Origin of the sequence: uncultured Jannaschia sp. (assembly GCF_947503795.1) — a bacterium.
In the GTDB taxonomy this organism is placed as follows: Bacteria; Pseudomonadota; Alphaproteobacteria; order Rhodobacterales; family Rhodobacteraceae; genus Jannaschia.
Window position 1 is genome coordinate 527,690 of the sequence record NZ_CANNEZ010000002.1, and the last position, 25,761, is coordinate 553,450.

A 25,761-nucleotide genomic window follows, 5' to 3' on the forward strand; every position below is an offset into this window, starting at 1 on the left:
ATGACGATCGACGTGAAGGTCCCCACCCTGGGCGAATCCGTGACCGAGGCCACCGTGGCCACCTGGTTCAAGAAGCCCGGCGATGCCGTCGCCACCGACGAGATGCTCTGCGAGCTCGAGACCGACAAGGTCACCGTCGAGGTGCCCTCGCCCGCCACGGGCACGCTGGGCGAGATCGTCGCGGCCGAAGGCGAAACCGTGGGTGTCGACGCGCTGCTCGCGACCATCTCCGAAGGCGCGGGCGCGCCCGCCTCCGACGAGGCCCCCGCCGCCGTGGCCGAGCCGGGATCCTCCGGCGATGCCCCGGCCGAGGCGTCCGGTAACGCGGGCGGCGAAGCCGTCGATGTCATGGTCCCCGCGCTGGGCGAGAGCGTGACCGAGGCGACGGTGGCGACGTGGTTCAAGGCGGCGGGCGACGCGGTCGCGCAGGACGAAATGCTGTGCGAACTGGAGACCGACAAGGTCTCAGTCGAGGTGCCCGCCCCCGCCGCGGGCACGCTGGGCGAGATCATCGCCAAGGAAGGCGAGACGGTCGCCGCCGGCGGCAAGCTCGCCGTGATCCAGGCCGGGGCCGGTGCCGCCGCGGCCGCCCCGAAGGCCGCCGAAGCACCCGCCGGGGTCGGTGGTGACAGCGGCGGCCCCAAGGGCGACGTCGAGGATGCGCCCTCGGCCAAGAAGCTGATGGCCGAGAAGGGCCTCTCCTCCGGCGACGTGAAGGGCTCGGGCCGCGACGGCCGCGTGATGAAGGAAGACGTGCTGCGCGCGGCCGCCGCGACGGCCCCCGCGCCCGCCGCCCCTGCACAAGCCCCCCGCGCGCCCGTCTCCGCCGATCAGGCCGACCGCGAGGAGCGGGTCAAGATGACCCGCCTGCGCCAGACCATCGCCAAGCGCCTGAAGGACAGCCAGAACACCGCCGCCATGCTGACGACCTATAACGAGGTCGATATGGGCGCGGTCATGGATCTGCGGTCCGAGTACAAGGACCTCTTCCAGAAGAAGCACGGCGTGAAGCTCGGCTTCATGTCATTCTTCACCAAGGCCTGCGTCCACGCCCTGAACGAGGTCCCCGAGGTCAATGCCGAGATCGACGGCACCGACGTCGTCTATCACCGCTACGTCAACATGGGCATCGCCGCGGGCACGCCGCAGGGCCTCGTCGTGCCCGTGATCCGCGACGCCGACGCCATGTCCTTTGCCGAGATCGAGAAGGCCATCGCCGAAAAGGGCGCGGCGGCCCGCGACGGCAAGCTCTCGATGGCCGACATGCAGGGCGGCACGTTCACCATCTCGAACGGCGGCGTCTACGGCTCGCTGATGTCCTCGCCGATCCTCAACCCGCCGCAATCGGGCATCCTCGGCATGCACAAGATCCAGGACCGGCCCATGGTCGTCGGCGGAGAAATCGTCATCCGCCCGATGATGTATCTGGCACTCAGCTACGATCACCGCATCGTGGACGGGAAAGGCGCGGTGACGTTCCTCGTGCGGGTGAAAGAGGCGCTCGAGGACCCGCGGCGGCTCCTGATGGATTTGTGACCAAGCACCGATATCTTATATGAAGCGGCCGTCATCCCGGGGATCGTTCCGGGACTGACGGCCCCCCTCGTATCGTTGATCTGGATCTGCCGAGACCCCATGACCCCCACCACCCGCGCCATCGCCTTCTGGCTCCTTCGCGTCGGCCTCGCCGTCCTTCTCGTCATCGGTTTGCAGGCGTGGCGCGGGCCGGATCCGATGCTGTGGTATCTCGTGGCAGGCTACGCGCTGATCTCGGCCTTCACGACCTACATGATCGTCCGGTCGCGCAAGTGACCCCCGAACTCACCGCCCTCGCCCTCGCGATCCTCTTGCAGGCCGTGCAGTTCGTCCTGATGGCCGTCCCCGCCAATCTCGAGCTCGGGCCGGGCAAGACCACCTCCGCTCGCGACCGCTCCAAGATCGGCGGCGATCTGGTAGACCAGATGTCGGACCGGACCGCGCGCCTCTATCGGGCGATGAACAATCATTTCGAAGGGCTGATCCTCTTCACCGCCGCCGTGGCCCTCGTCACGCTGTCCGGCAAGGCCACGGGCTTCACCGCCGCCTGCGCGTGGATCTACCTCGTCGCGCGCGTGCTCTATGTCCCCGCCTATGCCTTCGGCTGGCGGCCCTGGCGGTCCTACATCTGGTTCGTGGGGTTCACGGCGACGCTTGCGATGGTTATCTCGACTCTCATCTGATCCCTTCGATGTTCGCGAAATATGCCGGGGGGTGCGGGGGGCTGGCCCCCCGTCGGCCGGCAAGAGGAAACGACCCATGGCCCAATATGACGTCATCATCATCGGCTCCGGCCCCGGCGGCTACGTTTGCGCCATCCGCTGCGCGCAACTGGGCCTGAAGACCGCCGTCGTCGAGGGGCGCGAGACGCTGGGCGGCACCTGCCTGAATGTCGGCTGCATCCCGTCGAAGGCGCTGCTCCATGCCAGCCACCAGCTCCACGAGGCCGAGCACAACTTCGCCAAGATGGGTCTCAAGGGCAAAAGCCCCTCGGTCGACTGGAAGCAGATGCTCGCCTACAAGCAGGACGTCATCGACCAGAACACCAAGGGCATCGAGTTCCTGTTCAAGAAGAACAAGATCGACTGGCTGAAGGGCTGGGGCTCGATCCCCGCCGCGGGCCAGGTGAAGGTCGGCGACGATGTCCACGAGGCCAAACACATCATCATTGCGTCCGGCTCCGACAGCGCGGCCGTGCCCGGCGCCGATGTCACCGTCGACGAGGAGATCGTCGTCACCTCGACCGGCGCGCTCGAGCTGTCGAGCATCCCCAAGGAGATGGTCGTGATCGGCGGCGGCGTCATCGGGCTGGAGCTGGGCTCGGTCTATGCCCGGCTGGGCAGCGCCGTGACCGTGGTCGAGTATCTCGACGCCATCACCCCCGGTCAGGATGCCGAGGTCGCCAAGCAGTTCCAGCGCCTTCTCCAGAAGCAGGGGCTCAAGTTCATCACCGGCGCCGCCGTGTCCAAGGTGACGACGAAGAGCGGCAAGGCGGACGTGACCTACACCCTCCGCCGCGACGAGAGCGAGCACACGCTCAGGGCCGATTGCGTCCTCGTGGCGACGGGGCGCAAGCCCCATACCGACGGGCTGGGCCTCGACGCGCTGGGCGTCAAGCTGACCGGGCGCGGCCAGATTGCGGTGGACGACGACTACAGCACCAGCGTCGACGGTATCTACGCCATCGGCGACGTGATCGAGGGGCCGATGCTGGCCCACAAGGCCGAGGACGAGGGGATGGCCATCGCCGAAATCCTGGCCGGGCAGGCCGGGCACGTGAACTACGAGGTCATCCCCGGCGTGATCTACACCCATCCCGAGGTCGCGAGCGTCGGACTGACGGAGGAACAGCTCAAATCCGAAGGCCGCGCCTACAAGGTCGGCAAGTTCGCCTTCATGGGCAACGGGCGCGCCAAGGCGAATTTCGCGGGCGACGGCTTCGTCAAGATGCTGGCCGACAAGGAGACGGACCGCATCCTCGGGTGCCACGTGATCGGGCCGATGGCCGGTGACCTGATCCATGAGGTCTGCGTCGCGATGGAGTTCGGCGCCGCGGCCGAGGATCTGGCTCGCACCTGCCACGCCCACCCGACCTATTCCGAGGCCATGCGCGAAGCGGCGCTGGCCTGCGGCGACGGCGCGATTCACGCCTGACGCGGCCAAGCTGCGCAGTCAGTCGGGCCGGACCGCGCCTCGAGCGGGGTCCGGTTATCGGTGCGATGGGCTTCTGCGGATCGCTATGTGCGAGACATGGTCCCGAGGCAGGCCGGCCGGATGCGGCAACACCCCCATTCGGGCGCTTTGCGTTGGTATCATGGCCTCGGCGCGGCACTATTTCTGTTTTTCCAACAATGGCTTATGGAATGCGGCAAGGCAACGCGCCCGCGTCGAAAATGACCGCCCTTCCGCCATCATCCATATCGACCGGGCCGCAGTAATGCCGCCTTCCTGCGTCATGGTTTCCGGACCATCGCTCCGGAATTCTTGTACCAGTGACCCGCTTTTCCCTCCTCCTCCGCTCCTTCGCGCCGACCGCCCTCGGGGCGGCCGCCACCGCATCGCGCGCCATCGCCGACCCGATCGTCGAACAGCCGGCATTCGGCGTGTTCCCGACCGGGCTTCTCGACGGGTTCGATCCGGCCCAGCTGCTGCCCTGGGTCGCGGGCTGCATCGCCGTCGCCGCCGTGGCCGTGATGATCGGGGACCGGTTGCGGCGCCGTCGCCGCGACATGCGCCAGGCGATCCTCGGTCTCGGCAACGGGCCGCGCTTCCGCGCCGTCGACGCGATCTGCCACGCGGTCTGGAAGGGCCGGAAGATCGAGGGCGAGCGCCTCAAGCGCGCCCTCGAGATCGCGCGCGCCACCACGGATATGGACTACACGGCCGACCATATCCGCGAGGCGGCCGCCCGCGCCGACCGCGTCCACCTGCCGCTGAGCTTCCGCTGGATGCGCGAGGGGCTGACCGATGCCGAGAAGATGGTGATCTTCAACTCGACGCTCTCCGTCCTCCTGGCCGACGCGCCGCTGACCCATGCCGACCGCGCCTTCCTCGGCCGTCTCACCCGCGGCCTCGGCCTCAAGCGCCGCCACCTCCGCAACTTGGGGCGGCTGCTGCCGGAGTGAGGGGGATGGGGACGGGCCAGCCACCCTTCACCGGACCCGTATGCCGCCCCCCGAGAGGTCCCTGCAAAGACACCCTTCAACGTGCGCGGCCGGACTGTCATGATGGCGGTGGATCATTCCTTCGGATCAAGGCGCTCATGGTCGTGGAGACGTCCCCTTCCCTCGGCAGAGGTCGCCGCATCGCCGCGTTCGTCCGCCGCAATCGCGGCAATGTGCTGTCGGCCGGAACCCGGATCGCGACCGCGCGCCTGATGTCGCGGCCGTGGACGCGCTCGATCCTCCGGAGTGCCATGCGATCCCGGGATCCCGATCGGTGGGCCTTCGCCACGGGCTGCTACAATTCGGGCACGACGATCATCGCGCGGATCCTCGCCGCGCATCCCGGCATCTCCGCCTTGCCGATCGAAGGGGTGAACCTGACGGATGCGTTTCCCGATCTCGAAGCGGGCGGGTGGCAGCGGATGTGGCACCGCAACGACGTCATCGCCGCGGCCTTCTCGCCCGACCCGGCCGAGCTGGCCCGGACGGCCATCCGCGACTGGTCCCCCTGGTGCGCGCCCGGCACGACCGTGATGCTGGAGAAATCGATCATCCATACGCGCTGGATGCCGCTTCTGGACCGAGCCTTCCCCGATGCGCGCTTCATCTTCATCCTGCGCAACGGCCTCTGTGCCTGCGAAGGCATCCTTCGGCGGGCGCGACCCTCCGGCCGGGCTGCGACGGAGTTGGGATCGGATGCCTACGCCCCGGAAGAGGCCGCGCGCCAGTGGATTGCATCGAATGCGCCCCTTCTCGGAGACGCGCCCGCACCCTCGCGGATGCTGGTCGTCCGGTACGAGGCATTCGTCGCCGACCCGGTGCGTGAATTGCGCCGAATCCTCGATCATCTCGACCTGGATGCAAGCGTCGTCGGGATGACGACGTCCGGCCTCGTGCGCATGGGTAAGCTGGAATTCGAGGTCGTGGATCAGAACCCCGCCAGCCTCGCGCGGCTGGCCACGGACACACGCGAACGGCTCGAGACCGCGCTGTCGCCGGCGCTCGCGGCGCTTGGGTATGGCGGGTCCGGGCCATGAGTCGCGTTACCATCACGCTCGATTTCGAATGCGGATGGGGCGCCATCGGCGACGGCATGTGGCGCACCCGCGAGGCGGCTGGCGTCTACGACCGGATGCGCGACGACGTTCCCCGGTTCGTCGATACGCTCGGTCGCCTCGGGCTCGAACTCACATGGGCCTGCGTCGGCGCGATGATCTCGGACCCCGCGGACATCCGTATCGACCATCTCGGCGGACGGTTCGCGACTGAGGCCTGCCGGTTCCTCGACGAGGCGCGTCCGACGTCACGGGATGCGCGCGATCTTCTCGGCGTCGTGCGCGCATGCCGATATCCGCAATCCTTCGGAAGCCACACCTACACCCATGTCCTTCTGGACGATCCGGACCAGAGCCGCGACGGGGTCGCCCGCGAACTGGAGCGGGCCCGCGCGGCCAACGACGCGGCCGGGATCGCGTCGAACCTCCTGGTGTTTCCCCGGAACCGCGCGGCCCATCTCGACCTCGTTGCGGCATCAGGATTCCATCGCGTCCGCCTCGCCCCCGATCCGCCGACCGGCGGGATGGGCGTCATCGCGGCAGCCTTGCCAGGTCTTCTTGGTCGTGGAGCCCGCTCGATCTTTACCCCGCCTGCCGCAGCACGGCGATACGCTCATCCCGCAGGTCCCGAGGCCGAGACGGGCACGGCCCTACTGGACTGGGGCACCCAGCCCGCAATCGGCAAGCGCGCCGCCACGCGGCGACGGATCCGGCGCAGCCTCGACGCAGCGCGATCGGGACAGCCGGTTCACCTTTGGGTCCACCCCTACAATTTCAGCGAGACGCCGGGCCTGATGTCCGAGACGATCGATACCCTCGAAGATATCGCACGTCTGCGCGACCGCTCCGAGATCATCGTAGAGGGATTCGCATGACCCGCAGCATGTCGACACACGATCCATGAGCGAATACGCCATATCGATCGCCATTCTCGGCGTTCTGCCATCGCTGATCTTCTTCGGGATGGCGGCCATCGAGGGGACACGCGGCCGGGGCCCGTCGCCGATGCGGGTGATGGCATGGACCTTCATGCTCGGCTACGCCCTCAAGAGCCTCTACCTCGCCTATGCGGTGGATCGGGACGCGCCGTTCGCTACGGACTGGCTGTCGCGGGACATTATCGACCTCGGACAACTGGCGACGTTTCTCTTCATCGCAGCCCTTGTCGCGGGCTATATCGCGTCCACACTCTACTTCGAGGGCAGGCCGCCGCGCGTCCCCAGACCGAAGCCCGTAGGGATGGACATGACGGGCATCTACTGGGGCGTCTTCGCCCTGTCCTGCGGGCTGATGATCGCCTTTTTCATCAAGATGGATTTCATCGACCAACTCGTGAACCTCAGGTTCGCCGCAGCCAAGCAGTTCATCCAGGAAGAAACCGGCGTGGCCAGTTCGCTCGGATTCCTGACTGTGGGCGCGGACATCCTGTTGATCTTCTTCGCCTACCGCCTTGCCAACGCGCCGATGCCCAGGCTTTGGGATATCCACCTTCTCGCGCTCTACTTCTCGAGCCTCTGTTTCATGCTTTCCAGCCGCCGATCCGGTGTCCTGATCATCATGATTCTGCTCGTCCTCGTGGTCACAGCCGCGCGCGCCCGCTCGGTCCCGGCGACTCAGCCCCGTCGACGGAGTCGACTGGCCACGGGCGCGATCGGAGCCGGGTTCGCCCTCCTGCTTCTGGCATTCGTGGGACAGGTCAGAACCGACGGCGAGACTGCGGCGCGGGACATCGACATCGTCCGCGCGGTCGAGACGACGGCGGGCCATTTCTTCGAGGGGGCCTATTTCCTCGATCCGGCGAAGGTTTCGGTCATAATCACCGAGACGCGACGACGCGGAGACTACCTTCTCGGCAGCAGCATCGGTGCGGTGATCTTCACGCCTATCCCGCGCGTCATCTGGCCGGAGAAGCCCGTGATCCGGATCGGTCCATATGTCGGACAGGAGCTTCTGGGCTACAACAACAGGTCAGGTGCGCCACCGGGCGCAGTCGGCGAACTCTACATGAATTTCGGTTGGGGCGGTATCGTCGCGGGCGGGCTGATCTTCGGTCTCCTGCTTGGCCATGGCTGGGCGCGGTTCCGGGCCTCCGACGCGACATCCCAGCCCATCGTGCGATACGTCCTGACGGTCATGTTCGTCCTGTTCTGCCTGAACGTGGATTTCGGCTTCGCGATTTTGACCCTCATCAAGTACATCGCGGCCGCCTCGATCGCCTCCGCCTATTGGCGACACCGACGCCCGGCACGCGCGCATACCAGGTCTGCGATCGACCTGCCGCGGCGCCGCATTCCGCTCGCGCAATAGGCGTTGTGTGGCGCGGCTCCGCGCGATCCCAGGCTCAATCGCCCGAGGTGCCCCGAGGCCGCGCCGGCATGCCGGTCATCGTCGCGCCCGGTTCGACATTCTTCGTGACCACCGCACCGGCTCCGAGCACCGCCGCCGCGCCGATATGCACGCCCGGCAAGATGCGGACCCCCATTCCCACGTGGATGTCGCGGTCGAGAACGACCTCGGCCCGTATTGCCGTGCCCCCGACAGGCGATCGCCCGTCCGACGCCGGCCCGTTCGTGATGGAGTAGATCACGACTCCGCTCGACAGCGCGCACCCGTCCCCGATCACGACTCCGCCCGAGGCGGCCAAGACGGAATTGTGCGAGATGTGACAGTCGCGGCCAATCCGGCAATGCCCCTCCCGCCCGATGACGATTACGACCCCGTGGCGGATCGAGGAACCGTCACCGATCTCGAGACGCGCGGGATGATCGACGACGACGTGGCGACCGATTCGCTTGGCGCGCCAGCCGTATCGGAGGTTGAGGAGCGTCGCGCGCGCACGTTCCTCGACCGCCATGCCGCGCCAGCCGCCACCGAGCGATACGAACCAGCCCGCACCCCGGGATACGATCTCGACCAGAGGACCGGGCAGGATCGCCGCACGCAGGTTTCGAAAAAGTGCCATGCCCCGCGCCTCCCTCAGGCCTTGTCCACGAACCCGGCTCGCACGGCAGGGTGCATCATCGCTGCCATCAAGACCATCGCGACCGGCACGTAGATCCATTGCGCTGACCCCGGAAGCCACAGGCACATCACAGCGAGCGCCGATGCCAACGCGAGTGGCGCGATTGCGATGCCCCACAAGCGCCCCGCCGTCCCACCGAGCCTTCGGGCGACCGCACGGGGCAAGACCCAGAGATGCACGACGAGGTGAATGGCCGAGAAGGCGGAGGTGATCATCGCGATGGCCATGCCGAGCGAGGGCTGCCAGAACAGCACCGCCCCGAGGACGCCGGCGTTCAACAGCGCGCCAAAAAAGAGGGCGGGCGCGTAGTCACCGACCGCCCCGCGCCCGTTCAGAAGCTTCATCCACGGCTCCGAGACGGCCCGCGCGTAGGCCCCGACGATAAGCAGCCGAACGGCCCATGCGATCAGTTCGACACGGACATCCCCCCCCAACAGCGCGGGTCCGAGCCAAATCTGCAAGAGCGGTTCGGCGAGAAGCCAAAGCCCCACCAGAGGGAAGGCCGCGAAGACAGCCTGGAGATACGTGCTCTGCCGCAGGAGCCGCGAGGCCTCCGCTGCGTGGCGCATCCGCGAGATCGACGCGTCGAGCCCGATCACGAGCCCCATCGTCGCCTGGCGGGTATAGGCCATCATCAGGAACGCCATCCCGAGCGCCAGCGTGCCCGCGGGACCATAGGCGAAGGTCGCCGCCAGCGTGCCGAGCCTGAGATGCAAAAGGAATCCGACGACGATCAGGAGGTTGTATCCAACGAGATTCCGCAGGAGCGCGAGATCCGGGTGGCCAGATCCGACCGAACTGGACTCCTGATGCTGTGGACTGGTCTTGCGTCCGGCAAGGACGACCAGCGCCTGCACGGCGCAATAGATGATCGTGGCCACGACGTAGAATGCGACGAGCCCGGTATTCGGATCCGGATCGGTGACGAGCCAGACCACGAGGAGAATGGCCCCCAGCTCCGCGAGGCGCTCGGCTGTCAGGGCGAGGTTGAACGCGATCACCCGTCCGGACACGAGAAGGCCGTAGAGCGCGGGCGTCGCGAGGCTGGATGCCACCAGTTGTATCGCCGCGCAGGCCATGGCGATGCGCAGCGGCCCGGACGCGATCTCGCCCAGGCCGGGTCCGGCGAACATCGTGAAAGCGGCAAAACCCAGCCCGCCGATCAGCGCCGCCAGAACGGCTGCACGCCGAACCGTCGCGACGGCGTCGGCCGCACGCGTCGGCGGGCCGGCCCAACTGGCGCCGAGAATGGGAACGGCCGATTCCTGAAGTACGATCTTGCCGATCTGCGCGAAGCCGGTGATCGCGACGATCAGGAGATAGGCGGCCAGCATATCCGCGTCGATTCCGCCGAGCAGGCGAATGATCAGAAGTCCCGACGCGAAGGTGACGGCGAGGCGCCCGTAATTCGACAGGATCCGCGCCCGCTCGGATATCGGAGCGGGCCCCGTCACGACAGACCTTCGATCAGGCGCGCCGCGATCCTGTCGGCGCAGCTTCGCGCATCGAACGTCCGGGCCCATAGCCGACCCGCCTCGACCTCCGTCGCCCGTCTCGAGGCATCATCGAGCGCGACGAGCCGTGTCACGAGCCCGTCGACATCGCCATCCCGCGCGAGGGGAACCGAGGGGCCAACGCTCTCCCGTATGGAGGCGACATCGTATCCCGCAACGGGGCATCCCGCTGCCATCGCTTCGACGGCGACCATGAAGAAGGATTCTAGGGCGGACGTTGCCAGCATTGCCCAGGATATGGCCAGCATCTCCTCCAGCGCGGAGGGCGCGACATAGCCCCTCCAGCGAATGGTCGGGTCGCTCTCGATGGCCACGCGCAGGCGCTCGGGCAAGGACGCTCGGATGTCGGCGGCGTTTCCGACCAGATCGAGCGTCGCATGCGGCCGGCCCGCGTCGCGGTATCGTCGAAACGCCTCGATCGCCAATGCATTTCGCTTGTGTCGGGCACCCGAGGTCACGGCGATGAGGCGGCCGGGAACCGGTTCGGCAGGGGGCCGCGTGGGAAGGTCGACGCCGATATGCAAGACCTCGCCGACGTCAGCGCGGCCCGTCATGTTGGCCGCACGGTCATGCAGATAGCAGGATTCGAAGAGGTTCAGCCTTGATCGCGCCAAGGCCCGCAGCGCCGCGCGCCGCTGGGCGAATGCGCGCAGGCTTCCGACGGCTCGACGCCGTTCACGCCATGGCAGGAACGGGATCAGGTTCATGTGGAAGGTGGCCTGCGGCAGGTCGGTCGGCGTGTGGTAATTCAGGCTGAGAACCGCGTCCGCTCCGACATGTCTCAGCAGGTCGGGCAATCTGGTCGCGCGAAAGACCTGGGTGCGCAGGATTCCCGAGGCCTGCGGATGCACGAGGCGTGTGCCCGCCTGCGACGCCGCGTTCCCCGGCAGGGTCCGCGACGTGATAACCGTGACCTTCGCGCCGCGCCGTTCGAGCGCATCGGCGATCCGGTCCATGACGACGACGCCGCCGCCCTGCGCGAGGTTCAGGGCGTCTATCGCGATATGGGGGCTCATCGCGCCGCCCGGATGCGCGCCATCAGGTCCACCCAGGCGTCCAGCGCAGCCATACGCGCCGTTGCGGCATCCGGGCGGGCCCGCACTGCCGCCTTGGCACGGGCTAGGGTCTCGGGCGCGGTCAGCGCCGCGAAGGCCGCCGCGATGTCCTCGGGGTCCCGCGTTGCCGTAACCCGTCCGAGCCCCTTGCCTTCGATATCCGAGGCCAGGGCACGTTCGGGATCAGCCAGCACCAGCACGGGCAGACCGAGCCCGAGATAGGTTTCCGTCTTCGACGGGTAGGCGACCGCCTCGATCCCGCTTCGAAGTGAAACGAGACCGATATCGGCACCGGCAATGATTGGCTCGGCCTCGGCGTAAGGTCGCCGGTCGAGGAAGCGAATGCGCGGATGGTCCCCGAACCGCGCCCGCAGATCTGCGCGGAGAGCCCCGTCACCCATCAGGACGACCTCCCAGTCCGGGGATCGATCGAGGGCCAACGAAAGCCCCTCCAGAAGGACCGGAAGGTCCTGGAACCGCCCCATGTTGCCCGCGAAGATGGCCCGCCGCCGTCCGCTGTCGGGCGGCACGGGTGCATGGCCAGATGGCGCATCGAGTGTGAAATTGTTCAGAATGGTGACGTCGGGAATGGACGCACCGCGCGCCCGTATCGTCTGCGCCATGTCCTCGGACAGGGTGACGATCGCGTCGCTGCGCTTCAGCGTGCGCGTGTCCAGTACCCGTAGCATATCATAGACCGGCGACCGACCGACCAGCCCGCCACTGATCCGGCTGGCCTCGGGATGGACGTCCTGCACGTGGTAGACGAAGGCGGCGCCGACACGGCGCGCCGCGGCCGACGCCGTGGCGGCGGCGATCACCGGCGGGAAGCTGGACGCCGTCACGACATCCGGGCGGAGATCTTCGACCTCCCGACGAATGGCGCGACAATAGGCCAAGGCGTTCGATGCCCGCACCCTGCCCGCCCGCGACCCTTCCGCCCGTACGGCGACCCGGTGTACCGACATGCCGCAGATCCGCTCACGCATCGGCGCCTCCGGCGCGTCATCGGTATATGACGGGATCGACGCCAGGACGTGGACGTCATGCCCCGCCGCCGACAGCGTTTCCGCGATGGCCTTGAGCATCCAGCCATAGGGCGGGCTGTCCGGCCAGAAATAGCGGTGGGTGAGGAGGATCTTCATCCCGGCGACAGAAGGTCGCTGACGCGGCCGATCACCTCGTCCTGCTCGGAACGGGTCAGGTCGCTGCCCGAGGGCAGGCAGAGGCCACGCGAGAAGAGGTCTTCGTCCACGCCTTGCCCAACATAACGGGCGCCCGCGAAGAGCGGCTGCAGATGCATCGGCTTCCAGAGCGGGCGCGCCTCGATCCCGTGATCCGCCAGCGTGCGGCGCATCCGTTCGCGGTCGGGGCCACCCTCGGGCAGCGCGAGCGCGGTCAGCCAGTGCGTCGAGCGATGGCCGTCCGGCTCGGGCATCATCCGGACCCCGAGGGGCGTCAGCGCATCCGCGTAGCGCGCGAAGATTGCGCGGCGGGCGGCGATGCGAGCATCCAGCACGTCGAGCTGGCCGAGCCCGATCGCCGCGCAGACATTCGACAGCCGGTAATTGTAGCCATAGGTCGAATGCTCGTAATGCGGCGCGGGATCGCGCGCCTGCGTGGCAAGAAACCGCGCCCGGTCCGCCCAGTCCGCGTGCCGGGTCACGAGCATCCCGCCCCCGGACGTGGTGATGATCTTGTTGCCGTTGAAGCTGAGGATCGCGGCATCGCCGCCGGTGCCCGCCGGGCGGCCCCCGATCGTCGCGCCGAGGCTTTCGGCGCTGTCCACCACCACGCGCACGCCATGCTGCACGGCGAGGGCCTCGATCGCGGCGAGATTTGCCGATTGCCCGTACAGATCGGTCGGAACGATGACCTTCGGGAGGGTTCCGGCCGTCGCCGCATCGCGCAGCGCCGCCTCGAGGAGGTCCGTGTCGATCGTCCAGCTTGCCGGCGAGAGGTCGAAGAAGACGGGCGTCGCACCTTCGTAGAGGACCGGGAAGACGCCGCCCGCGAAGTTCATCGAGGTCGTCCAGACCTCGTCGCCGCGCGTCACACCGGCAATCCTGAGTGCTAGATGCAGAGCCGCCGATCCCGACGACAGTCCGACGCAATGCACGCCATGCCCCAGCCGCGCAGCGATGGCCGCCTCGAACGCCTCGAGCTGCGGGCCGGCGGGCGCGATGAAATTGGCATCGAAGGCTGCCTGAACATGGGCGATCTCGGTGCCGCCCATATGCGGCTTGGACAGCAGGATCCTCATGCCGCGTCGCCTCCGCCTTGCTGCGCGACGTGGACCGACGCGATATGCGCTTCCGCCTCGGAGGAAAGTGGTGGCAGGTCGCGGGCCGCGCCCCTGCGGATCATGTCGGAGGCGGCCCCGATGTCGTCCGGGGATGGCGACCGGCCCAACATCCCGGCGATCTCGGTCAGCACGGTCGCGGGGTTCGCGACCATGCGCTCATAGGTGATCGTGATCCGGCGGTCGGGCGCGATGTCGGCCAGCGCGGTCGAGGCCGAGGTGACGCATTGGCCCCATTGCCGGGCGCAGAGGACATCAAGCGGCACCTCCGGGTCGGCCCGAAACCCGTCCGGCCGGGGACCCCACATCGCCATGCGCGGCGCGGACCCGGACCGAAGCGCGATGCGGTTCTTCAAATAGCGGCCCGCATAGACGGGGAGATCAATGAGCGGCACGTAGCGGAGCTTTCGCAGGTAGTAGCCAAGGGCGGGAAGTTCGAGCTCGCCGCGCCAGCGCTTCATCGCCGAGGGGACGACCGCGCGTCCATCGCGCAGGATATGCACGAAGTGCGCCTCCGGCAGAATCGCGTCGACGAAGGGCACCCGGAGCGTGTTCGCGCAGGTCTTCTCGACCAGGATGTCGGGGTGACCCTGTCGCCGCCAGGCGGCGACGAAGGCACCCCGGACAAAAGACCGGATCTCGGCCGTCGCGCGTTCGGGCGGCAGGGCGTCGGACGGATGGCGCAGGTTCCCGTGTCGCCAGACGGCGTTGATCTCGTCGCAGGGCCAGGTGCCGAAGCCGGGCAGCCGGGTCAGCATGTCCCGCAGCGCGTTCGTGCCGGAACGGGCGGCGCCGATGATGATCAGGGGCTGGAACGGGAGCGGCTCGTCCGTCACGGCCGCAGCGTCCTGACGATATAGCGGATATCCTCCGCGAGGCTCCAATCGTCGAGATAAGCGAGGTTGATCCGCACCTTGTCGGGCCAGATCGTCCGATCGTTGAAGGCAACCGGGTCGGCCTGCGCCGCGAGCAACGCCTCCTCGTCGCGGTATTTCAGGGTCGCCGGGCCGGTGATGCCCGGTCGAAGCGACATGACCCGTCGCCCCTCCCCTTCCAGGCGGTCGAGATAGCCCGGCACATCGGGGCGCGGTCCCACGAACGACATCTCGCCGCGCAGGATGTTCCAGAGCTGCGGCAGCTCGTCGAGCTTCCAGCGCCGCAGGAGCGCCCCCGTCGGCGTGATCCGCGGATCGTCGGCCGTCGTGATCAGGGGACCGTCCGAGAGCCGCATCGTCCTGATCTTGATGACCTCGAACGGCTGGCCGAACTGCCCGATCCGCGTCTGAAGAAAGAAACCGCTCGCGCCCGTGTCCCGGCGTGCGACGACCCAACAGACCGCGATCACCGGCCAGAGCATCGCCAGTCCGAGCCCCGCGCCGACAAGATCGAACGCGCGCTTCTGGAGGCGTTCGCCGTCGGTCATCGGATCCCGTCCCACGCGTTCGAAAGCCGTGCCGTCCCGAGGATCAGCTGGAGCACCCGTTCGGAGGTGTTGGTGACGGCGTAGTCCACCGGGATCTCGCGGGAGCGGCCCGCGGCCTCCCGCTCGGCATAAAGGGCGACGGCGACGTCCACGGCCTCGGGGATCGTCTCGGGATCGAGGCCTGTGACCGCGATACAACCTGTGTCCATCGCCTCGGGCCGCTCGATCGCGTCGCGCGGCGTGACAGCCGGAAAGCCGAGGATCGCCGACTCCTCGGCGATCGTCCCGCTGTCGGAGATGGCACAGAAGGCCTGCATCTGGAGGGCGTTGTAGTCGTGAAAGCCGAACGGCTCCATCCAGCGGATCCGGGCGTCGGCTTCCTGCCCCAGGTCGTCCAGTCGCGCGCGGGTACGCGGATGGGTCGAGACGACGAGCGGCATGTCGTGCCGGGCGGCCAGTGACCCGAGGATCGAGACGAGCGCGCCGAGCCGCTCGGGGCTGTCGACATTCTCCTCGCGGTGAAGCGAGACGATGAAATAGCCGCGCCGCGTCAGACCGAGCCGCGCCACCACGTCCGAGGCGTCGATCTTGGGGCGCGCGTGGTCCAGCACCTCGCGCATGGGCGAGCCGGTAAGGTAGATGCGCCGATGATGAATGCCCTCGGAGAGCAGGTGCCGCCGCGCGTGCTCGGTATAGACGAGGTTGAAATCCGCGACGTGATCCACGAGACGGCGGTTCGTCTCCTCGGGGACATTGCGGTCGAAGGAGCGGTTGCCCGCCTCCATGTGATAGACGGGCACCTTCATGCGGCGGGCCATGATGGCCGCGATGGCGCTATTGGTGTCCCCGAGGATCAGAACGGCATCCGGCGCCTCGGCGGCGATGACCGCTTCGGACTTCGTCAGGATCGCGCCCAGCGTCTCGCCGAGCGTGCCGCCGCCGACGCCCAGCCAGTGATCCGGCGGCCGCAAATCCAGATCGTCGAAGAAGACGTCGCTCAGGCGCGGGTCCCAGTTCTGGCCGGTATGCACGAGCACATGGTCCAGATGCGTCTCCAGCCGCGTCATTACCCGGCTCAACCGAATGATCTCGGGCCGGGTGCCCAGGATGGTCATCACCTTGAGGGTCATGTCTCGAGAACCTTGTCGGCGTAGGTATCGGGTGCGGTCGGGTCGAAGAGGTCGTGGGTCCAGAACAGGGTCAAGAGCGGGTCCGGACCGACATTCTCGATGGAATGGGTCCAGAGCGTGGGCATGTCCACGGCCGCGGGTGCCGCCCCGGTGACGCGGTAGGTGCGCACGGCTGTCCCCAGCGCGGGCCGCATCCGGATATCGGCCTCGCCTTCGAGCACGAGGAACCGCTCGACCTTGCCGAGATGGAAATGGTCGCCGCGGGTCACGCCCGGTGCCGTCTTAGACAGGAAGGTCTGGCCGCCGCCACCGCCCTTCACCGCCTCGAAGAGCATGCCGCGCGCATCCGTGTTCTGGGTCAGCGGGCGGGGCCAGCCGTCGGGGTATGTGGCGGCGCGGTAGCTGTTGAAGAGGTCGCGGTCGAACGGATCGGAAAGGTCGGGATAGGTGTTCGCGGTGTAGAGCCGATGGAACCGGCGCAACCGCTCCCAGAGGTCGGGCACCGGCATCGACCGGCCCTCGGGCTCGATCCGCCCCGGTTCGCCTGAGAGGGCTGCGCCGATGGCGACTTCCGCGGCCGCCCCGGCATGGAGAAGCTGGACCCTGCCATCCGGGTCGAGATCGGGCCTCTCACCTGCCAGAAGCTTGGCGATCAGGGTCGCGGTGACGTTGTTGTAGAAGGGGCGCGCGCCCTCGCCGAAGATATGCGGCAGGCGCAGGTCGGTCATCGAGCCGATCCCGGCGATGATCTCGGCCGCCGCCGCCTTCGAACGTCCGTAGGGGGTCGCCGTCCCGGCATGGATGGAATTCGCATAGACGACATGGGGCGCCGATCCGGCGTCGCGGCAGGCCTCGGCCAAGCGGCGCGCGATCGCGGGATTGCCCGCTTCGACCGCATCGTCCGGGCCGCGATTGACGCCCGCGAAGTGCAGCACCGCATCCGCATCGGTCACGGCCTCCCGCAGCGTGGCGTCGTCTTGAAACCCGGCGCGATCCAGCGCAGCGGATCGGTAGGGCGGCGCGTCGCCGCGAAACCGTGCCGCGCAGTTGGCGGCGTGCAACCGGACCGCCGCATGGTGACCGATCAGCCCCGCCGTGCCGGTGACGACGATCTTCATCGCGTCCGCCACCCGGCGAGGGCCGCTTCAATTTCGGGCAGGGACAGCAGAAGACGCTCGACGCCCGCGACATCCAGGCGTTCGGTGTTGTGGGAATGGTAATCCTCGGCCCCACGCCCCGCGGGATCGCCTTCCGACAGGTAAGGCGCGTAGTTCAGATCACGCTCGTCCATCGAGATGCGGAAGTAGTCGCCCATATCCTCCGATTTGGCGAGTTCCAGCCCCGTGGCCAGCGTCTCGTAAAGCTTCTCGGCATGCCGCCAGCCGATCGCATCGACCGGATGGTCCGGCACATCGAACAGGTTGGTCAGGGCCGTGACGAGGTCCGCGATGGTCGCGGCCGGCGCCTTCTTGACGAAGAGATCCCCCTGCCGCGCGTTCTCGAATGCATGGTGTACGAGGGCCACGCTGTCGCGCAGCGGCATCAGGAACCGCGTCATCGACGGCTCGGTCACCGTGATCGGCCGTCCCTCGCGGATCTGGCGCACGAAGAGCGGGATCACCGACCCGCGCGAATACATCACGTTGCCGTAGCGCACGGCGGAGATGACGGTCGGCCCGTCATCCCCGACCTCGCGGGCGCGCGCGACGGCGAATTTCTCCATCATCGCCTTCGATATGCCCATCGCGTTGACGGGCAGGACCGCCTTGTCCGTCGAAAGGCATACAACCGCGCGCACCTCGGCCGAAACGGCCGACCCGAGCACGTTCTCGGAGCCGAGGATGTTCGTCCGCACGGCTTCGAGCGGAAAGAATTCGCAGGACGGCACCTGCTTCAGGGCGGCGGCATGAAACACCGCGTCAACGCCCTTCATGGCGCGGTCGACCGTGCTCCGATCGCGGATATCGCCGATATGGAAGCGCACCCGCGCGTCGCGCAGCTCGTTGCGCAGCGCGTCCTGTTTCTCCTCGTCCCGGCTGAGAACCCTGATTTCGGGCACGCCGCGGGCGAGCAGATCGCGCAGCATGTTTCGTCCGAACGACCCCGTCCCGCCCGTGATCAGGACGGTTTCGTGCGTGAGGCCCATGGGCACGGTTTCCTCTCGGCAGAGCCATCGATTCGGCCCTGCCGACTATGGCAACCTCACCCCGTGAAGGCCACCCGGGCCCCGCCGCGCCGTATCAGTCGATCTCGGTCAGGCTACGCCCCGCGGGGGCCAGTCCGATCGTCCCGAGCGCATAGTCCGCGACCGGTACCTTCAGATCGACACTGCCATCGGCCGTGCGCTGCCCCGCGGCCAGCGGCTCGGGGGCGAAGGAGAGGCCTGCGAAACGAACCCCATGCTGCGCGCCCGTGTCGGCATAGGTGGTGTAACCGCCCGCCCGGTTCGAAAAATTGGGCAGCCACATCGCCTGGGCCGCCGCCGTGCCCGGCGCGAAGTTCGTCGCCGCATTCCGCCCGGAGAGATCCGTACCCCCGATATAACCCGTCGCACGATACCAGGTGTCGTCCTGCGGCAGCACGTATCCCTCGCTGGCCACGTACTTGTAGGTTCCGCCGCTGTCGGTATTGGCCAGCCGCGTGCCCGCGGGCCAGATGCCGTTCGCGTCGTCGGGATTTGCCATGCTGGCGGGCAGCGGCGCTTTCAGCGTGATGGTGTTCGCCACCTTGTCCACGCCGGTCAGGTCGAACAGGTCCGCAAGGTAGATGCGGCTATAGTCGGAATAGAGGAACCCGCCCGAATTGCGATAACCGAAGATGATGATGCCGCGCCGGTTCGCCGTCTGCACCGTCTCGTTCCAGCCGCTGGCGTCGACGAGCGAGACCACCGTGTCGCCGGGGGCCAGGGGTGCCGCAAGCTCGGTCAGGCTGTCGACGCCGCCATGGCGAAACCGCATGTGGTGCAGCGGGTTGATCTGGAGCCCGTCGATGTCCTTCAGGATGAGGCCGATCAGCTGCTGGTGACGGCTCTCGTTGGGATGGGCGGACCAGTCGCCCGCGATGCTCTCCTGATGGATGGCGCAGCTCATCCGGTAGGTCGCGGAGGGATCGACGGGGAAGGATTCGGTGGTCGCCACGGGCCCCGGATAGTAGCCGCGGTAGAGGTTCGACCCCGCCATGCCCGGCGTCAGGGCCGTGTCGAACGTGAAGGCATCCGGGTAGTTGTAGCCGTTGCCCAGAAGGCCGGTGCCGTTCGTCATCAGGTCGAGGCCCCGCGACGCTACATAAGCCGCCGTGATCGGTGCCTCGGTCCCGAAGGCCGGATCGGTGAGGCCGTCGAGGCCCGCCGGGAACCGCGCACGCCCGGTAGCCGCATCGAGCACCATCGCCTCGGTCCAGGTCACGCCGTCGGCGCTCGTCTTGACGTGCAGATCGTCGTCGCCCGCCGTCCCGATCTCGACCCGACCCGACCATCCCGTCTGGAAGAGAAGCGACGCCGTGTCGCCGCCCGTGGCCTTGTTCAGCTTCACCTGCGTCCCCGCGCCCGCGTGGGTGACGAGCACCGCTTCCGAGGCGACGGCGAGCCGGTTGGTGTCGTCGGCGCCCGTGGCGATGCCGATCCGGTCGACCGTCTCGGGCGCGCCGCCGGCCTGATCCCAGTCCGATCCGGTCCAGACCCGGAGGAGAGCCGTTGCCCGGTCCCAGGCCAGCCAGCCCTCAGCCGGAACGTGGAACGCCCAGGCCCCGTCCGTCCGCACGGCGATCGCGCCGTCCTGACCCGCGAACGCCTCCGTTGCGCCGGTTGCCACGATCCAGCGGTCGCCCTCGTCCGGCGTCAGGTCCGGGGTCGCCGCGACGCCCTCGACCGAGAGCTGCACGATCGCATCCAGCGCCCGCAGGGCCTCATTGTGGGTGACGTGCTTCTGGGCCTGGTTGGCCTGGATATAAGGCAGCGCCAGAAGGCGCGAGCGTTCGGATGACTGGGTCATTGATCCCTCCTGTGACGATGGCAGGACTCGGATGGAGCAATTAACGAAAGGTTGCCGCGCCCCGTCCCGATGGGGCATTGCGGCCCGGACCCTGGCCAAAGGCGCCCCCATGTCCCGCATCCTGATCACCGGCACCGCCGGCTTCATCGGCTTCCACCTCGCCCGGCTGCTGCTGTCGCAGGGACACGAGGTGCGGGGGTATGACGGCATGACCGACTATTACGACGTCGCGCTCAAGCGGCGGCGTCACGCCATGCTGCTCCAGTCCGAACGCTTCGCCGCCACCGAAGGGATGCTGGAGGACCAGGCCGCGCTCGACGCCGCGATCGATGCCTTCGCACCCGAGTTCATCGTGCATCTCGCGGGTCAGGCGGGCGTCCGCTACAGCCTCGAGGCTCCGCGCGCCTATATCGACGCCAATGTCGTCGGCACCTTCAACGTCATGGAGGCCGCGCGACGGCACGCGGTCACCCACCTCCTCATGGCGTCCACGTCGTCGGTCTACGGCGCGAATACCGACATGCCGTTCCGCGAGGACCAGAAGGCCGACACGCCGCTGACGATCTATGCGGCGACCAAGAAGGCATCCGAGGCGATGGGCCACGCCTGGGCCCATATCCACGACCTGCCGATCACGATGTTCCGGTTCTTCACCGTCTACGGGCCCTGGGGCCGCCCCGACATGGCGCCGATCAAGTTCGCGGAGGCCATCACCGCGGGCAAGCCCATCGACATCTACAATGGCGGCGAGATGTGGCGGGACTTTACCTATGTCGAAGACCTCGTCCGCGCCATCGCGCTCCTGATCGACGTCCCACCCGTGCGGCCCACGGATGGTGCCGTGCCCGAGGGCGACAGCCTTTCGCCGGTCGCCCCCTACCGGGTGGTCAACATCGGAAATTCGGACAAGGTGCACCTGATGGATTTCATTGCAGCCCTCGAAGACGCGTTGGGTACGAAAGCCATCCGCAACATGATGCCGATGCAGACCGGTGACGTGCCCGCGACTTGGGCCGATGCCACCCTACTGCACCGCCTGACCGGATATGCCCCCGAGACCGACTACCGCGAGGGGACGCGACTGTTCGCCGAATGGTTCAAGACGTGGAAGAACCTCTAACCCGCCAGCAAGCGCAATCCCTGTGTGACGTCCGCCCGCACCGCCAGTCTTAGCCCTGGTTCGTCCCCCGCGCGCAGCGCCGCGACGATCATCCGGTGGTTCTTGGGCAGTTCGGTCCGGTTCAGCCGCCCGTAGAGCGCGCGCATCGTCGGCCCCATCTGCAACCAGACCGTTTCGACCATGGCCAGCATCGCGGGCGCCTGGGCCCGCAGATAGAGCGTCCGGTGGAATTCGAGATTGGTCCGGATGTAGCCCGACGCGTCGTGCTTGGCGATCTGCTCGGCGATGGCGGTGTTGATCGCCTCCATCCGGTCGACCAGCGCCAGATGCGCGCGCGGCAGCGCCCGGATCGCCAGCTCCGGCTCGAGCAGCGAGCGCAGTGCGGCCAGTTCCTCGATCCGGTCGTTCGACAGGGCGGGCGTCGCGATCCGTCCGCTGGCCGAAAGCGACAACGCCCCCTCTGCCACCAATCGCCGCAGCGCCTCGCGGACCGGGGTCATGGACAGTCCGTAGTCCTTGCCGATCCCGCGCAGCGTCAGCGCCTGCCCCGGCGGCAGTTCGCCATGCATGATCCGCGTCCGCAGGCTGCGATACAGGCGGTCATGGGCGGCTCCGGCACCATCGGGAAGCGGGTTCAGCAGCATGGCGCGACTGTTCCCCGCCCGCGCCCCAAACGCAACGGCTCAGGCGAAGTCCACCGCATGGAGCTCCGTTCCGCGGGTCCGGAGCCACGCGCGGCGCGGCTGCCAGTCGGGCATCAACCCCTCGACCTGCGCCCAGAATCGCGGCGAGTGATCCATGTGGACCAGATGCGCGACCTCATGCGCCGCGACGTAATCCAGCACCTCGGGCGGCGCCATGATCAGCCGCCACGAGAACATCAAATCGCCCCGCGACGTGCACGACCCCCAGCGCGAGCGCGTATCCCGCATCGTGATCCGACCCGGCACACGCCCGAGGATCGCCGCGTGGCGATCGACCGCCTCGACCAGATGAGTGCGCGCCATCTCGCGCAGCAGCACCTTCACGCGCGCCCCGGCCCTCGCGTCGTCGGGCACGGCGATGGCATCACCGACATATCGCGCGGCGCGGCCCGGCCCTGCGATCACCGGCCGCTCGAGCCCCATCAGCGGCACCGTCCCGCCGACCCGAACCGGCCGCAAAGCGGGCACCGCCGCGACCTGCCGCGCGATCCATCCCGCCTGCGCGGCGATGAAAGCCTGCGCCTCGTCGATCGCGATCCCCCTCGGAAGCGTCAGTGCGACCACCCCGTCCGAACGTCCGACCCGCAGCGTCATCCGCCGCGCGCGCTTCGACGGCCGCAGCACGACCGACAGGCCGGGCGCGCCGGGCACGGGTAGTTGGTCTTGCGCTGGGCTGGGCATGATGCCTCCGACCGGGGGCTTGCCACACCTGATCGGCTGTGGCATCCGGCCCCAATTCCCGACACCCGGGACCGTTCCCGGACGATATGAAGGATGCGACATGCCCAAGGAAGAATGGGGCGTCAAGCGGGTCTGCCCGACCACCGGCAAGCGCTTCTACGACCTCAACCGCGACCCCGTCGTCAGCCCCTATACGGGCGAAGTCGTCAACGTGGAAACCGGCACGAAGACGCGCGTCCTCGTGGCCGACAAGGATGACGTCGACGCCAAGAAGGCCAAGGACGACGAGGATCTGCTGCTCGACGACGACGATGTCGAAGACGAGGAGGACGCCGATTCCACCGACGACGCCGTTCTGGAAGACGATGACGACGATGACGACACCGTCTCGCTGGACGAACTTGCGGTCGGAGACGACGGCGACGACGACGATTGATCGGGGGGCGGCGCGCGGGGTTTTTCCGCTTGCGCCGCTTCCGGGCCTGCCTTAGATCGCAGGCCGGTTAGGGGCCTTAGCTCAGTTGGTAGAGCGCCTGCATGGCATGCAGGAGGTCAGCGGTTCGACCCCGCTAGGCTCCACCATCTCCTTATCCCACAGGTTCCGATGCGCCCCTGGATCGAACGCGCCCGTGCCGATGCGCCCGACGGCGACACGCTGCGCCTGATGCAGCGCGGCGACGAGTTCTCGATCCGGATCGCGGGCGGCAACGAGTTGATGAACTCGCGGCTCGGCGGCTCGGAGGAGGCGCTGGCCCGGCTAGCGCTCGACCATCTCGACAGCCCCGCACCCCGCATCCTGATCGGCGGCCTCGGTATGGGTTTCACCCTGCGCGAGGCGCAAGGCCGCCTTGGCCCCGATGCCCGCATCACCGTCGCCGAAATCGTGCCAGACCTCGCGGTTTGGGCGCGCGACGACATGGCGGACCTGTTTGACGGCTGCCTCGACGATCCCCGCGTGACGCTCGATCTGCGCGACGTCCGACAGGCGATTGCGGAGGGCGGCTGGGACGCGATTCTGCTCGATGTCGACAATGGCCCGGACGGGTTGACCCGACCGGGCAATGACGCGCTCTATTCCGAGACCGGGCTCCGGGCGAGCCGCGCGGCCCTCGCGCCTGGCGGCGTGCTCGCGGTCTGGTCGGCCCATCCCGCGCCCGCCTTCACGCGCCGCATGGAAACCGCCGGGTTCGACACCGCGACAGAAACCGTTCGCGCCGGCCGAGGGCGGCGCGGCCCCAAGCACGTCATCTGGATCGGGCGGCGCTAGGCGCGCAGGCCCAGCATCGCACGTGCTTCAGCCGGGGTCGCCACCGGGCGTCCGTGCCGCGCGCAGACCTCCGCCGCCCGCGCCACGAGCGCCGCGTTCGACGGCGCGAGCGTCGCACCGTCCAGCCGGATGTTGTCCTCGAGCCCGGTCCGCAAGTGCCCACCCGCCGCCGCCGCCCAGTCGTTGAGCTCGATCTGGTGCCGCCCGATCCCCGCGGCGCACCATTCGCTGCCGGGGAGAAGCCGCTCGACGGTGCGGACGTAGAAGTCGAACGTCTCGCGGTCGGCGGGCATCGCGTTCTTCACGCCCATGACGAACTGCACGTAGGCGGGCGCCGCCAACCGGCCGTCCGCATGCATCTTCGCCGCCTGATGGATATGGCTCAGGTCGAAGCACTCGATCTCGGGCTTGATCTCATGGGCCCGCATTTCGGCGGCAAGCCAATCGACCAGATCGGGCGGGTTCTCGTAGACGCGGCTGGGGAAATTGTTCGATCCGACCGACAGGCTCGCCATGTCGGGGCGCAGCGGCAGCATCCCGCCCCGCGCGCGCCCCGCCCCCGACCGGCCCCCGGTCGAAAGCTGGACGATCATGCCCGGACACTCCGCCTCGATCCCCGCCTTCAGCGCCGCGAAGCGGTCGGGGTCGGAGGTCGGCGTGCCGTCATCCTCGCGGACATGGGCGTGACAGATGCTGGCCCCGGCCTCGAATGCGGCCCGCGTGCTTTCGACCTGCTCGGCCACGGTGATCGGAACGGCAGGGTTGTCGCGCTTCTGCGGCACGGAGCCGGTGATCGCGACACAGATGATGGCGGATTTCGTCATGGTGCGGGCGTGCCTCCGGTCAGGACCTGCGCCATCTTCGGCGCATCGATATTGCCGCCACAGAGGATAACCGCGACGTCGCGCCCCTGCATCGCGGCGCGCTCCTGCATCAGACCGGCGAGCGGCGCAGCCCCCGCGCCCTCGGCGGCGTGATGCGTGGCACTCCAGTAGAGGCGGATCGCCTCGGCCACGGCGTCGTCCGACACCGCGAGGATGCGCGCGGCACCTTCGCGGTAAATGTCGAACGCGGCTTCGACCGGCATCCGCACGGCCATCCCGTCGGCGAAAGTCGCGGCCGAGTTCGTGGCGATCATCTCGCCCGCCTCGACCGATAGCTTGGCGGTCTGGGCGTTCTCGGACACCACGCCGACGATCTCGGCGCCGTGCCCCAGCGCGTCGCGCGCCGCGATACAGCCGCAGATGCCCGAGCCGCAACCGATCGGGACATAGAGCGTCTCGATTTCGGGATGCGCGCCCAGCAGCTCCCAGGCATAGGTCGCCACCCCGCGCACCAGTTCGCGGTGGAAGGGCGGCACGGGAAACAGGCCCTCGGTCTCGGCGGCCGCCATCGCCGCCTCGCGGGCGACGTCGAAATCGGCGCCGTGGACCCGCAGCTCCGCGCCCCAGGCTTCCATCGCGGCATTCTTATCCGGTGAATTCCCTTCGGGCACGTAGACCACCGCGCGCAGCCCCGCGGCGATCGCCGCCCGCGCCTGGCTCTGCCCGTGATTGCCGCGTGTCGCGGTAACGATGCCGGGACTGTCCGGATGCGTGCGGCGCAGCCAGTCGATCAACGTCACGCCGCCACGAACCTTGAACGCGCCGGTCGGATTGGCGTTCTCGTGCTTGACCACGACCCGCGCGCCCGTCGCCCGGTCCAGAAGCGGCCAACGGAGCTGCGGGCTTGGCGGCACCGTGCGGTGCACAAGCGCGGCTGCGGCCTCTAGGTCCTCGACCGTGAACATGGTGACCCTC

The 25,761-nt window shown here is 68.1% G+C and carries 26 protein-coding genes and 1 tRNA gene; 12 read left to right on the forward strand and 15 right to left on the reverse strand.

Translation table 11 applies throughout. The features are described from left to right. The 8 genes from odhB (at position 1) to Q0833_RS15220 (ending at position 8,062) form a co-directional block, all read left to right on the forward strand. The gene (gene odhB / locus Q0833_RS15185) at positions 1-1,536 is read left to right on the forward strand and encodes a 2-oxoglutarate dehydrogenase complex dihydrolipoyllysine-residue succinyltransferase (protein ID WP_298436704.1); all 1,536 of its coding nucleotides are present in this window, start codon (positions 1-3) and stop codon (positions 1,534-1,536) included. Positions 1,537-1,635: 99 nt separating this feature from the next. Next, complete coding sequence (locus tag Q0833_RS15190) at positions 1,636-1,812, forward strand: hypothetical protein (protein ID WP_298436707.1); 177 nt, start codon at positions 1,636-1,638, stop codon at positions 1,810-1,812. Next, entirely contained in the window at positions 1,809-2,219 is a 411-nt protein-coding gene (locus Q0833_RS15195) for an MAPEG family protein (RefSeq protein ID WP_298436710.1), read from the forward strand. Before Q0833_RS15190 ends, Q0833_RS15195 begins: the two co-directional genes overlap by 4 nt. 76 nt (positions 2,220-2,295) lie before the next feature. Then, complete coding sequence (gene lpdA / locus Q0833_RS15200) at positions 2,296-3,690, forward strand: dihydrolipoyl dehydrogenase (RefSeq protein ID WP_298436715.1); 1,395 nt, start codon at positions 2,296-2,298, stop codon at positions 3,688-3,690. A 338-nt stretch (positions 3,691-4,028) separates the two neighbouring features. Continuing rightward, positions 4,029-4,661, forward strand: a complete 633-nt coding sequence (locus Q0833_RS15205) for a hypothetical protein (RefSeq protein ID WP_298436719.1) — start codon at positions 4,029-4,031, stop codon at positions 4,659-4,661. Between the two features lie 290 nt (positions 4,662-4,951). Beyond that, positions 4,952-5,737, forward strand: coding sequence for a sulfotransferase (locus Q0833_RS15210; RefSeq protein WP_298436722.1), 786 nt, complete (start codon positions 4,952-4,954; stop codon positions 5,735-5,737). After that, positions 5,734-6,630, forward strand: coding sequence for a polysaccharide deacetylase family protein (locus Q0833_RS15215; protein ID WP_298436725.1), 897 nt, complete (start codon positions 5,734-5,736; stop codon positions 6,628-6,630). Before Q0833_RS15210 ends, Q0833_RS15215 begins: the two co-directional genes overlap by 4 nt. A gap of 25 nt (positions 6,631-6,655) precedes the next feature. Continuing rightward, the gene (locus Q0833_RS15220) at positions 6,656-8,062 is read left to right on the forward strand and encodes a hypothetical protein (RefSeq protein WP_298436728.1); all 1,407 of its coding nucleotides are present in this window, start codon (positions 6,656-6,658) and stop codon (positions 8,060-8,062) included. Positions 8,063-8,096: 34 nt separating this feature from the next. On the opposite strand, the gene Q0833_RS15225 is transcribed toward Q0833_RS15220, so the two are convergent. From Q0833_RS15225 to Q0833_RS15275, 11 genes are all read right to left on the reverse strand, one after another. Then, positions 8,097-8,717, reverse strand: a complete 621-nt coding sequence (locus Q0833_RS15225; RefSeq protein WP_298436730.1) for a DapH/DapD/GlmU-related protein — start codon at positions 8,715-8,717, stop codon at positions 8,097-8,099. 14 nt (positions 8,718-8,731) lie between these two features. Next, positions 8,732-10,231, reverse strand: coding sequence for a hypothetical protein (locus Q0833_RS15230; RefSeq protein WP_298436733.1), 1,500 nt, complete (start codon positions 10,229-10,231; stop codon positions 8,732-8,734). After that, complete coding sequence (locus Q0833_RS15235) at positions 10,228-11,307, reverse strand: glycosyltransferase family 4 protein (RefSeq protein WP_298436736.1); 1,080 nt, start codon at positions 11,305-11,307, stop codon at positions 10,228-10,230. Before Q0833_RS15235 ends, Q0833_RS15230 begins: the two co-directional genes overlap by 4 nt. Next, positions 11,304-12,491, reverse strand: a complete 1,188-nt coding sequence (locus Q0833_RS15240; RefSeq protein WP_298436739.1) for a glycosyltransferase family 4 protein — start codon at positions 12,489-12,491, stop codon at positions 11,304-11,306. Before Q0833_RS15240 ends, Q0833_RS15235 begins: the two co-directional genes overlap by 4 nt. Continuing rightward, positions 12,488-13,609, reverse strand: coding sequence for an aminotransferase class I/II-fold pyridoxal phosphate-dependent enzyme (locus tag Q0833_RS15245; RefSeq protein WP_298436742.1), 1,122 nt, complete (start codon positions 13,607-13,609; stop codon positions 12,488-12,490). Before Q0833_RS15245 ends, Q0833_RS15240 begins: the two co-directional genes overlap by 4 nt. Beyond that, positions 13,606-14,484 carry a sulfotransferase gene (locus Q0833_RS15250; RefSeq protein ID WP_298436745.1) on the reverse strand — a complete coding sequence of 293 codons (879 nt, stop codon included), beginning with the start codon at positions 14,482-14,484 and terminating at the stop codon, positions 13,606-13,608. Before Q0833_RS15250 ends, Q0833_RS15245 begins: the two co-directional genes overlap by 4 nt. After that, a complete protein-coding gene (locus tag Q0833_RS15255) occupies positions 14,481-15,071 on the reverse strand; it encodes a sugar transferase (protein WP_298436748.1) in 591 nt (196 codons plus the stop codon). The genes Q0833_RS15250 and Q0833_RS15255 overlap by 4 nt, the downstream gene beginning before the upstream one ends. Next, positions 15,068-16,201: a non-hydrolyzing UDP-N-acetylglucosamine 2-epimerase gene (gene wecB / locus Q0833_RS15260; protein ID WP_298436751.1), complete on the reverse strand. Its 1,134-nt coding sequence runs from the start codon at positions 16,199-16,201 to the stop codon at positions 15,068-15,070. Before wecB ends, Q0833_RS15255 begins: the two co-directional genes overlap by 4 nt. Further along, the gene (locus Q0833_RS15265; RefSeq protein WP_298436754.1) at positions 16,198-17,319 is read right to left on the reverse strand and encodes an NAD-dependent epimerase/dehydratase family protein; all 1,122 of its coding nucleotides are present in this window, start codon (positions 17,317-17,319) and stop codon (positions 16,198-16,200) included. Before Q0833_RS15265 ends, wecB begins: the two co-directional genes overlap by 4 nt. Continuing rightward, complete coding sequence (locus tag Q0833_RS15270) at positions 17,316-18,347, reverse strand: SDR family NAD(P)-dependent oxidoreductase (protein ID WP_298436757.1); 1,032 nt, start codon at positions 18,345-18,347, stop codon at positions 17,316-17,318. Before Q0833_RS15270 ends, Q0833_RS15265 begins: the two co-directional genes overlap by 4 nt. A gap of 94 nt (positions 18,348-18,441) precedes the next feature. Further along, the gene (locus tag Q0833_RS15275) at positions 18,442-20,190 is read right to left on the reverse strand and encodes a DUF2793 domain-containing protein (protein WP_298436760.1); all 1,749 of its coding nucleotides are present in this window, start codon (positions 20,188-20,190) and stop codon (positions 18,442-18,444) included. 109 nt (positions 20,191-20,299) lie between these two features. Here Q0833_RS15275 and Q0833_RS15280 point away from each other — a divergent pair, with 109 nt between their 5' ends. After that, on the forward strand, positions 20,300-21,310 hold the full coding sequence (locus Q0833_RS15280) for an NAD-dependent epimerase/dehydratase family protein (protein ID WP_298436763.1): 1,011 nt from the start codon (positions 20,300-20,302) through the stop codon (positions 21,308-21,310). Here Q0833_RS15280 and Q0833_RS15285 read toward each other — a convergent pair. Beyond that, positions 21,307-21,954 (reverse strand): GntR family transcriptional regulator, encoded by a 648-nt coding sequence (locus Q0833_RS15285; protein WP_298436766.1) that lies wholly within the window; start codon positions 21,952-21,954, stop codon positions 21,307-21,309. The two genes, Q0833_RS15280 and Q0833_RS15285, sit on opposite strands and share 4 nt — an antisense overlap. Before the next feature lie 39 nt (positions 21,955-21,993). Beyond that, complete coding sequence (locus tag Q0833_RS15290) at positions 21,994-22,695, reverse strand: M48 family metallopeptidase (protein WP_298436768.1); 702 nt, start codon at positions 22,693-22,695, stop codon at positions 21,994-21,996. Between the two features lie 100 nt (positions 22,696-22,795). On the opposite strand from Q0833_RS15290, the gene Q0833_RS15295 reads away from it, so the two are divergent. The 3 genes from Q0833_RS15295 to Q0833_RS15305 all read left to right on the forward strand — a co-directional run bounded on the left by Q0833_RS15295 (position 22,796) and on the right by Q0833_RS15305 (position 23,962). Then, the gene (locus Q0833_RS15295; RefSeq protein ID WP_298436770.1) at positions 22,796-23,131 is read left to right on the forward strand and encodes a TIGR02300 family protein; all 336 of its coding nucleotides are present in this window, start codon (positions 22,796-22,798) and stop codon (positions 23,129-23,131) included. 70 nt (positions 23,132-23,201) lie between these two features. Next, positions 23,202-23,277 (forward strand) — tRNA-Ala (locus Q0833_RS15300). A 22-nt stretch (positions 23,278-23,299) separates the two neighbouring features. Continuing rightward, positions 23,300-23,962: a spermidine synthase gene (locus tag Q0833_RS15305; RefSeq protein ID WP_298436773.1), complete on the forward strand. Its 663-nt coding sequence runs from the start codon at positions 23,300-23,302 to the stop codon at positions 23,960-23,962. On the opposite strand, the gene Q0833_RS15310 is transcribed toward Q0833_RS15305, so the two are convergent. Then, the gene (locus Q0833_RS15310) at positions 23,959-24,786 is read right to left on the reverse strand and encodes a 3-keto-5-aminohexanoate cleavage protein (RefSeq protein WP_298436776.1); all 828 of its coding nucleotides are present in this window, start codon (positions 24,784-24,786) and stop codon (positions 23,959-23,961) included. The genes Q0833_RS15305 and Q0833_RS15310 overlap by 4 nt on opposite strands. Further along, complete coding sequence (locus Q0833_RS15315; RefSeq protein ID WP_298436779.1) at positions 24,783-25,751, reverse strand: threonine dehydratase; 969 nt, start codon at positions 25,749-25,751, stop codon at positions 24,783-24,785. The genes Q0833_RS15310 and Q0833_RS15315 overlap by 4 nt, the downstream gene beginning before the upstream one ends. Positions 25,752-25,761: the final 10 nt, after the last annotated feature.

What these genes read in the sequence shown, in the direction of transcription:
- Q0833_RS15270 (WP_298436757.1), bottom strand. Translation starts at nt 18,347, where the DNA reads ATGGGCCTCACGCACGAAACCGTCCTGATCACGGGCGGGACGGGGTCG.
- Q0833_RS15265 (WP_298436754.1), bottom strand. Translation starts at nt 17,319, where the DNA reads ATGAAGATCGTCGTCACCGGCACGGCGGGGCTGATCGGTCACCATGCG.
- Q0833_RS15210 (WP_298436722.1), top strand. Translation starts at nt 4,952, where the DNA reads ATGCGATCCCGGGATCCCGATCGGTGGGCCTTCGCCACGGGCTGCTAC.
- Q0833_RS15290 (WP_298436768.1), bottom strand. Translation starts at nt 22,695, where the DNA reads ATGCCCAGCCCAGCGCAAGACCAACTACCCGTGCCCGGCGCGCCCGGC.
- Q0833_RS15215 (WP_298436725.1), top strand. Translation starts at nt 5,734, where the DNA reads ATGAGTCGCGTTACCATCACGCTCGATTTCGAATGCGGATGGGGCGCC.
- Q0833_RS15285 (WP_298436766.1), bottom strand. Translation starts at nt 21,954, where the DNA reads ATGCTGCTGAACCCGCTTCCCGATGGTGCCGGAGCCGCCCATGACCGC.
- Q0833_RS15190 (WP_298436707.1), top strand. Translation starts at nt 1,636, where the DNA reads ATGACCCCCACCACCCGCGCCATCGCCTTCTGGCTCCTTCGCGTCGGC.
- Q0833_RS15255 (WP_298436748.1), bottom strand. Translation starts at nt 15,071, where the DNA reads ATGACCGACGGCGAACGCCTCCAGAAGCGCGCGTTCGATCTTGTCGGC.
- odhB (WP_298436704.1), top strand. Translation starts at nt 1, where the DNA reads ATGACGATCGACGTGAAGGTCCCCACCCTGGGCGAATCCGTGACCGAG.
- Q0833_RS15305 (WP_298436773.1), top strand. Translation starts at nt 23,300, where the DNA reads ATGCGCCCCTGGATCGAACGCGCCCGTGCCGATGCGCCCGACGGCGAC.
- Q0833_RS15235 (WP_298436736.1), bottom strand. Translation starts at nt 11,307, where the DNA reads ATGAGCCCCCATATCGCGATAGACGCCCTGAACCTCGCGCAGGGCGGC.
- Q0833_RS15275 (WP_298436760.1), bottom strand. Translation starts at nt 20,190, where the DNA reads ATGACCCAGTCATCCGAACGCTCGCGCCTTCTGGCGCTGCCTTATATC.
- lpdA (WP_298436715.1), top strand. Translation starts at nt 2,296, where the DNA reads ATGGCCCAATATGACGTCATCATCATCGGCTCCGGCCCCGGCGGCTAC.
- Q0833_RS15310 (WP_298436776.1), bottom strand. Translation starts at nt 24,786, where the DNA reads ATGACGAAATCCGCCATCATCTGTGTCGCGATCACCGGCTCCGTGCCG.
- Q0833_RS15225 (WP_298436730.1), bottom strand. Translation starts at nt 8,717, where the DNA reads ATGGCACTTTTTCGAAACCTGCGTGCGGCGATCCTGCCCGGTCCTCTG.
- Q0833_RS15245 (WP_298436742.1), bottom strand. Translation starts at nt 13,609, where the DNA reads ATGAGGATCCTGCTGTCCAAGCCGCATATGGGCGGCACCGAGATCGCC.
- wecB (WP_298436751.1), bottom strand. Translation starts at nt 16,201, where the DNA reads ATGACCCTCAAGGTGATGACCATCCTGGGCACCCGGCCCGAGATCATT.
- Q0833_RS15220 (WP_298436728.1), top strand. Translation starts at nt 6,656, where the DNA reads ATGAGCGAATACGCCATATCGATCGCCATTCTCGGCGTTCTGCCATCG.
- Q0833_RS15280 (WP_298436763.1), top strand. Translation starts at nt 20,300, where the DNA reads ATGTCCCGCATCCTGATCACCGGCACCGCCGGCTTCATCGGCTTCCAC.
- Q0833_RS15295 (WP_298436770.1), top strand. Translation starts at nt 22,796, where the DNA reads ATGCCCAAGGAAGAATGGGGCGTCAAGCGGGTCTGCCCGACCACCGGC.
- Q0833_RS15240 (WP_298436739.1), bottom strand. Translation starts at nt 12,491, where the DNA reads ATGAAGATCCTCCTCACCCACCGCTATTTCTGGCCGGACAGCCCGCCC.
- Q0833_RS15315 (WP_298436779.1), bottom strand. Translation starts at nt 25,751, where the DNA reads ATGTTCACGGTCGAGGACCTAGAGGCCGCAGCCGCGCTTGTGCACCGC.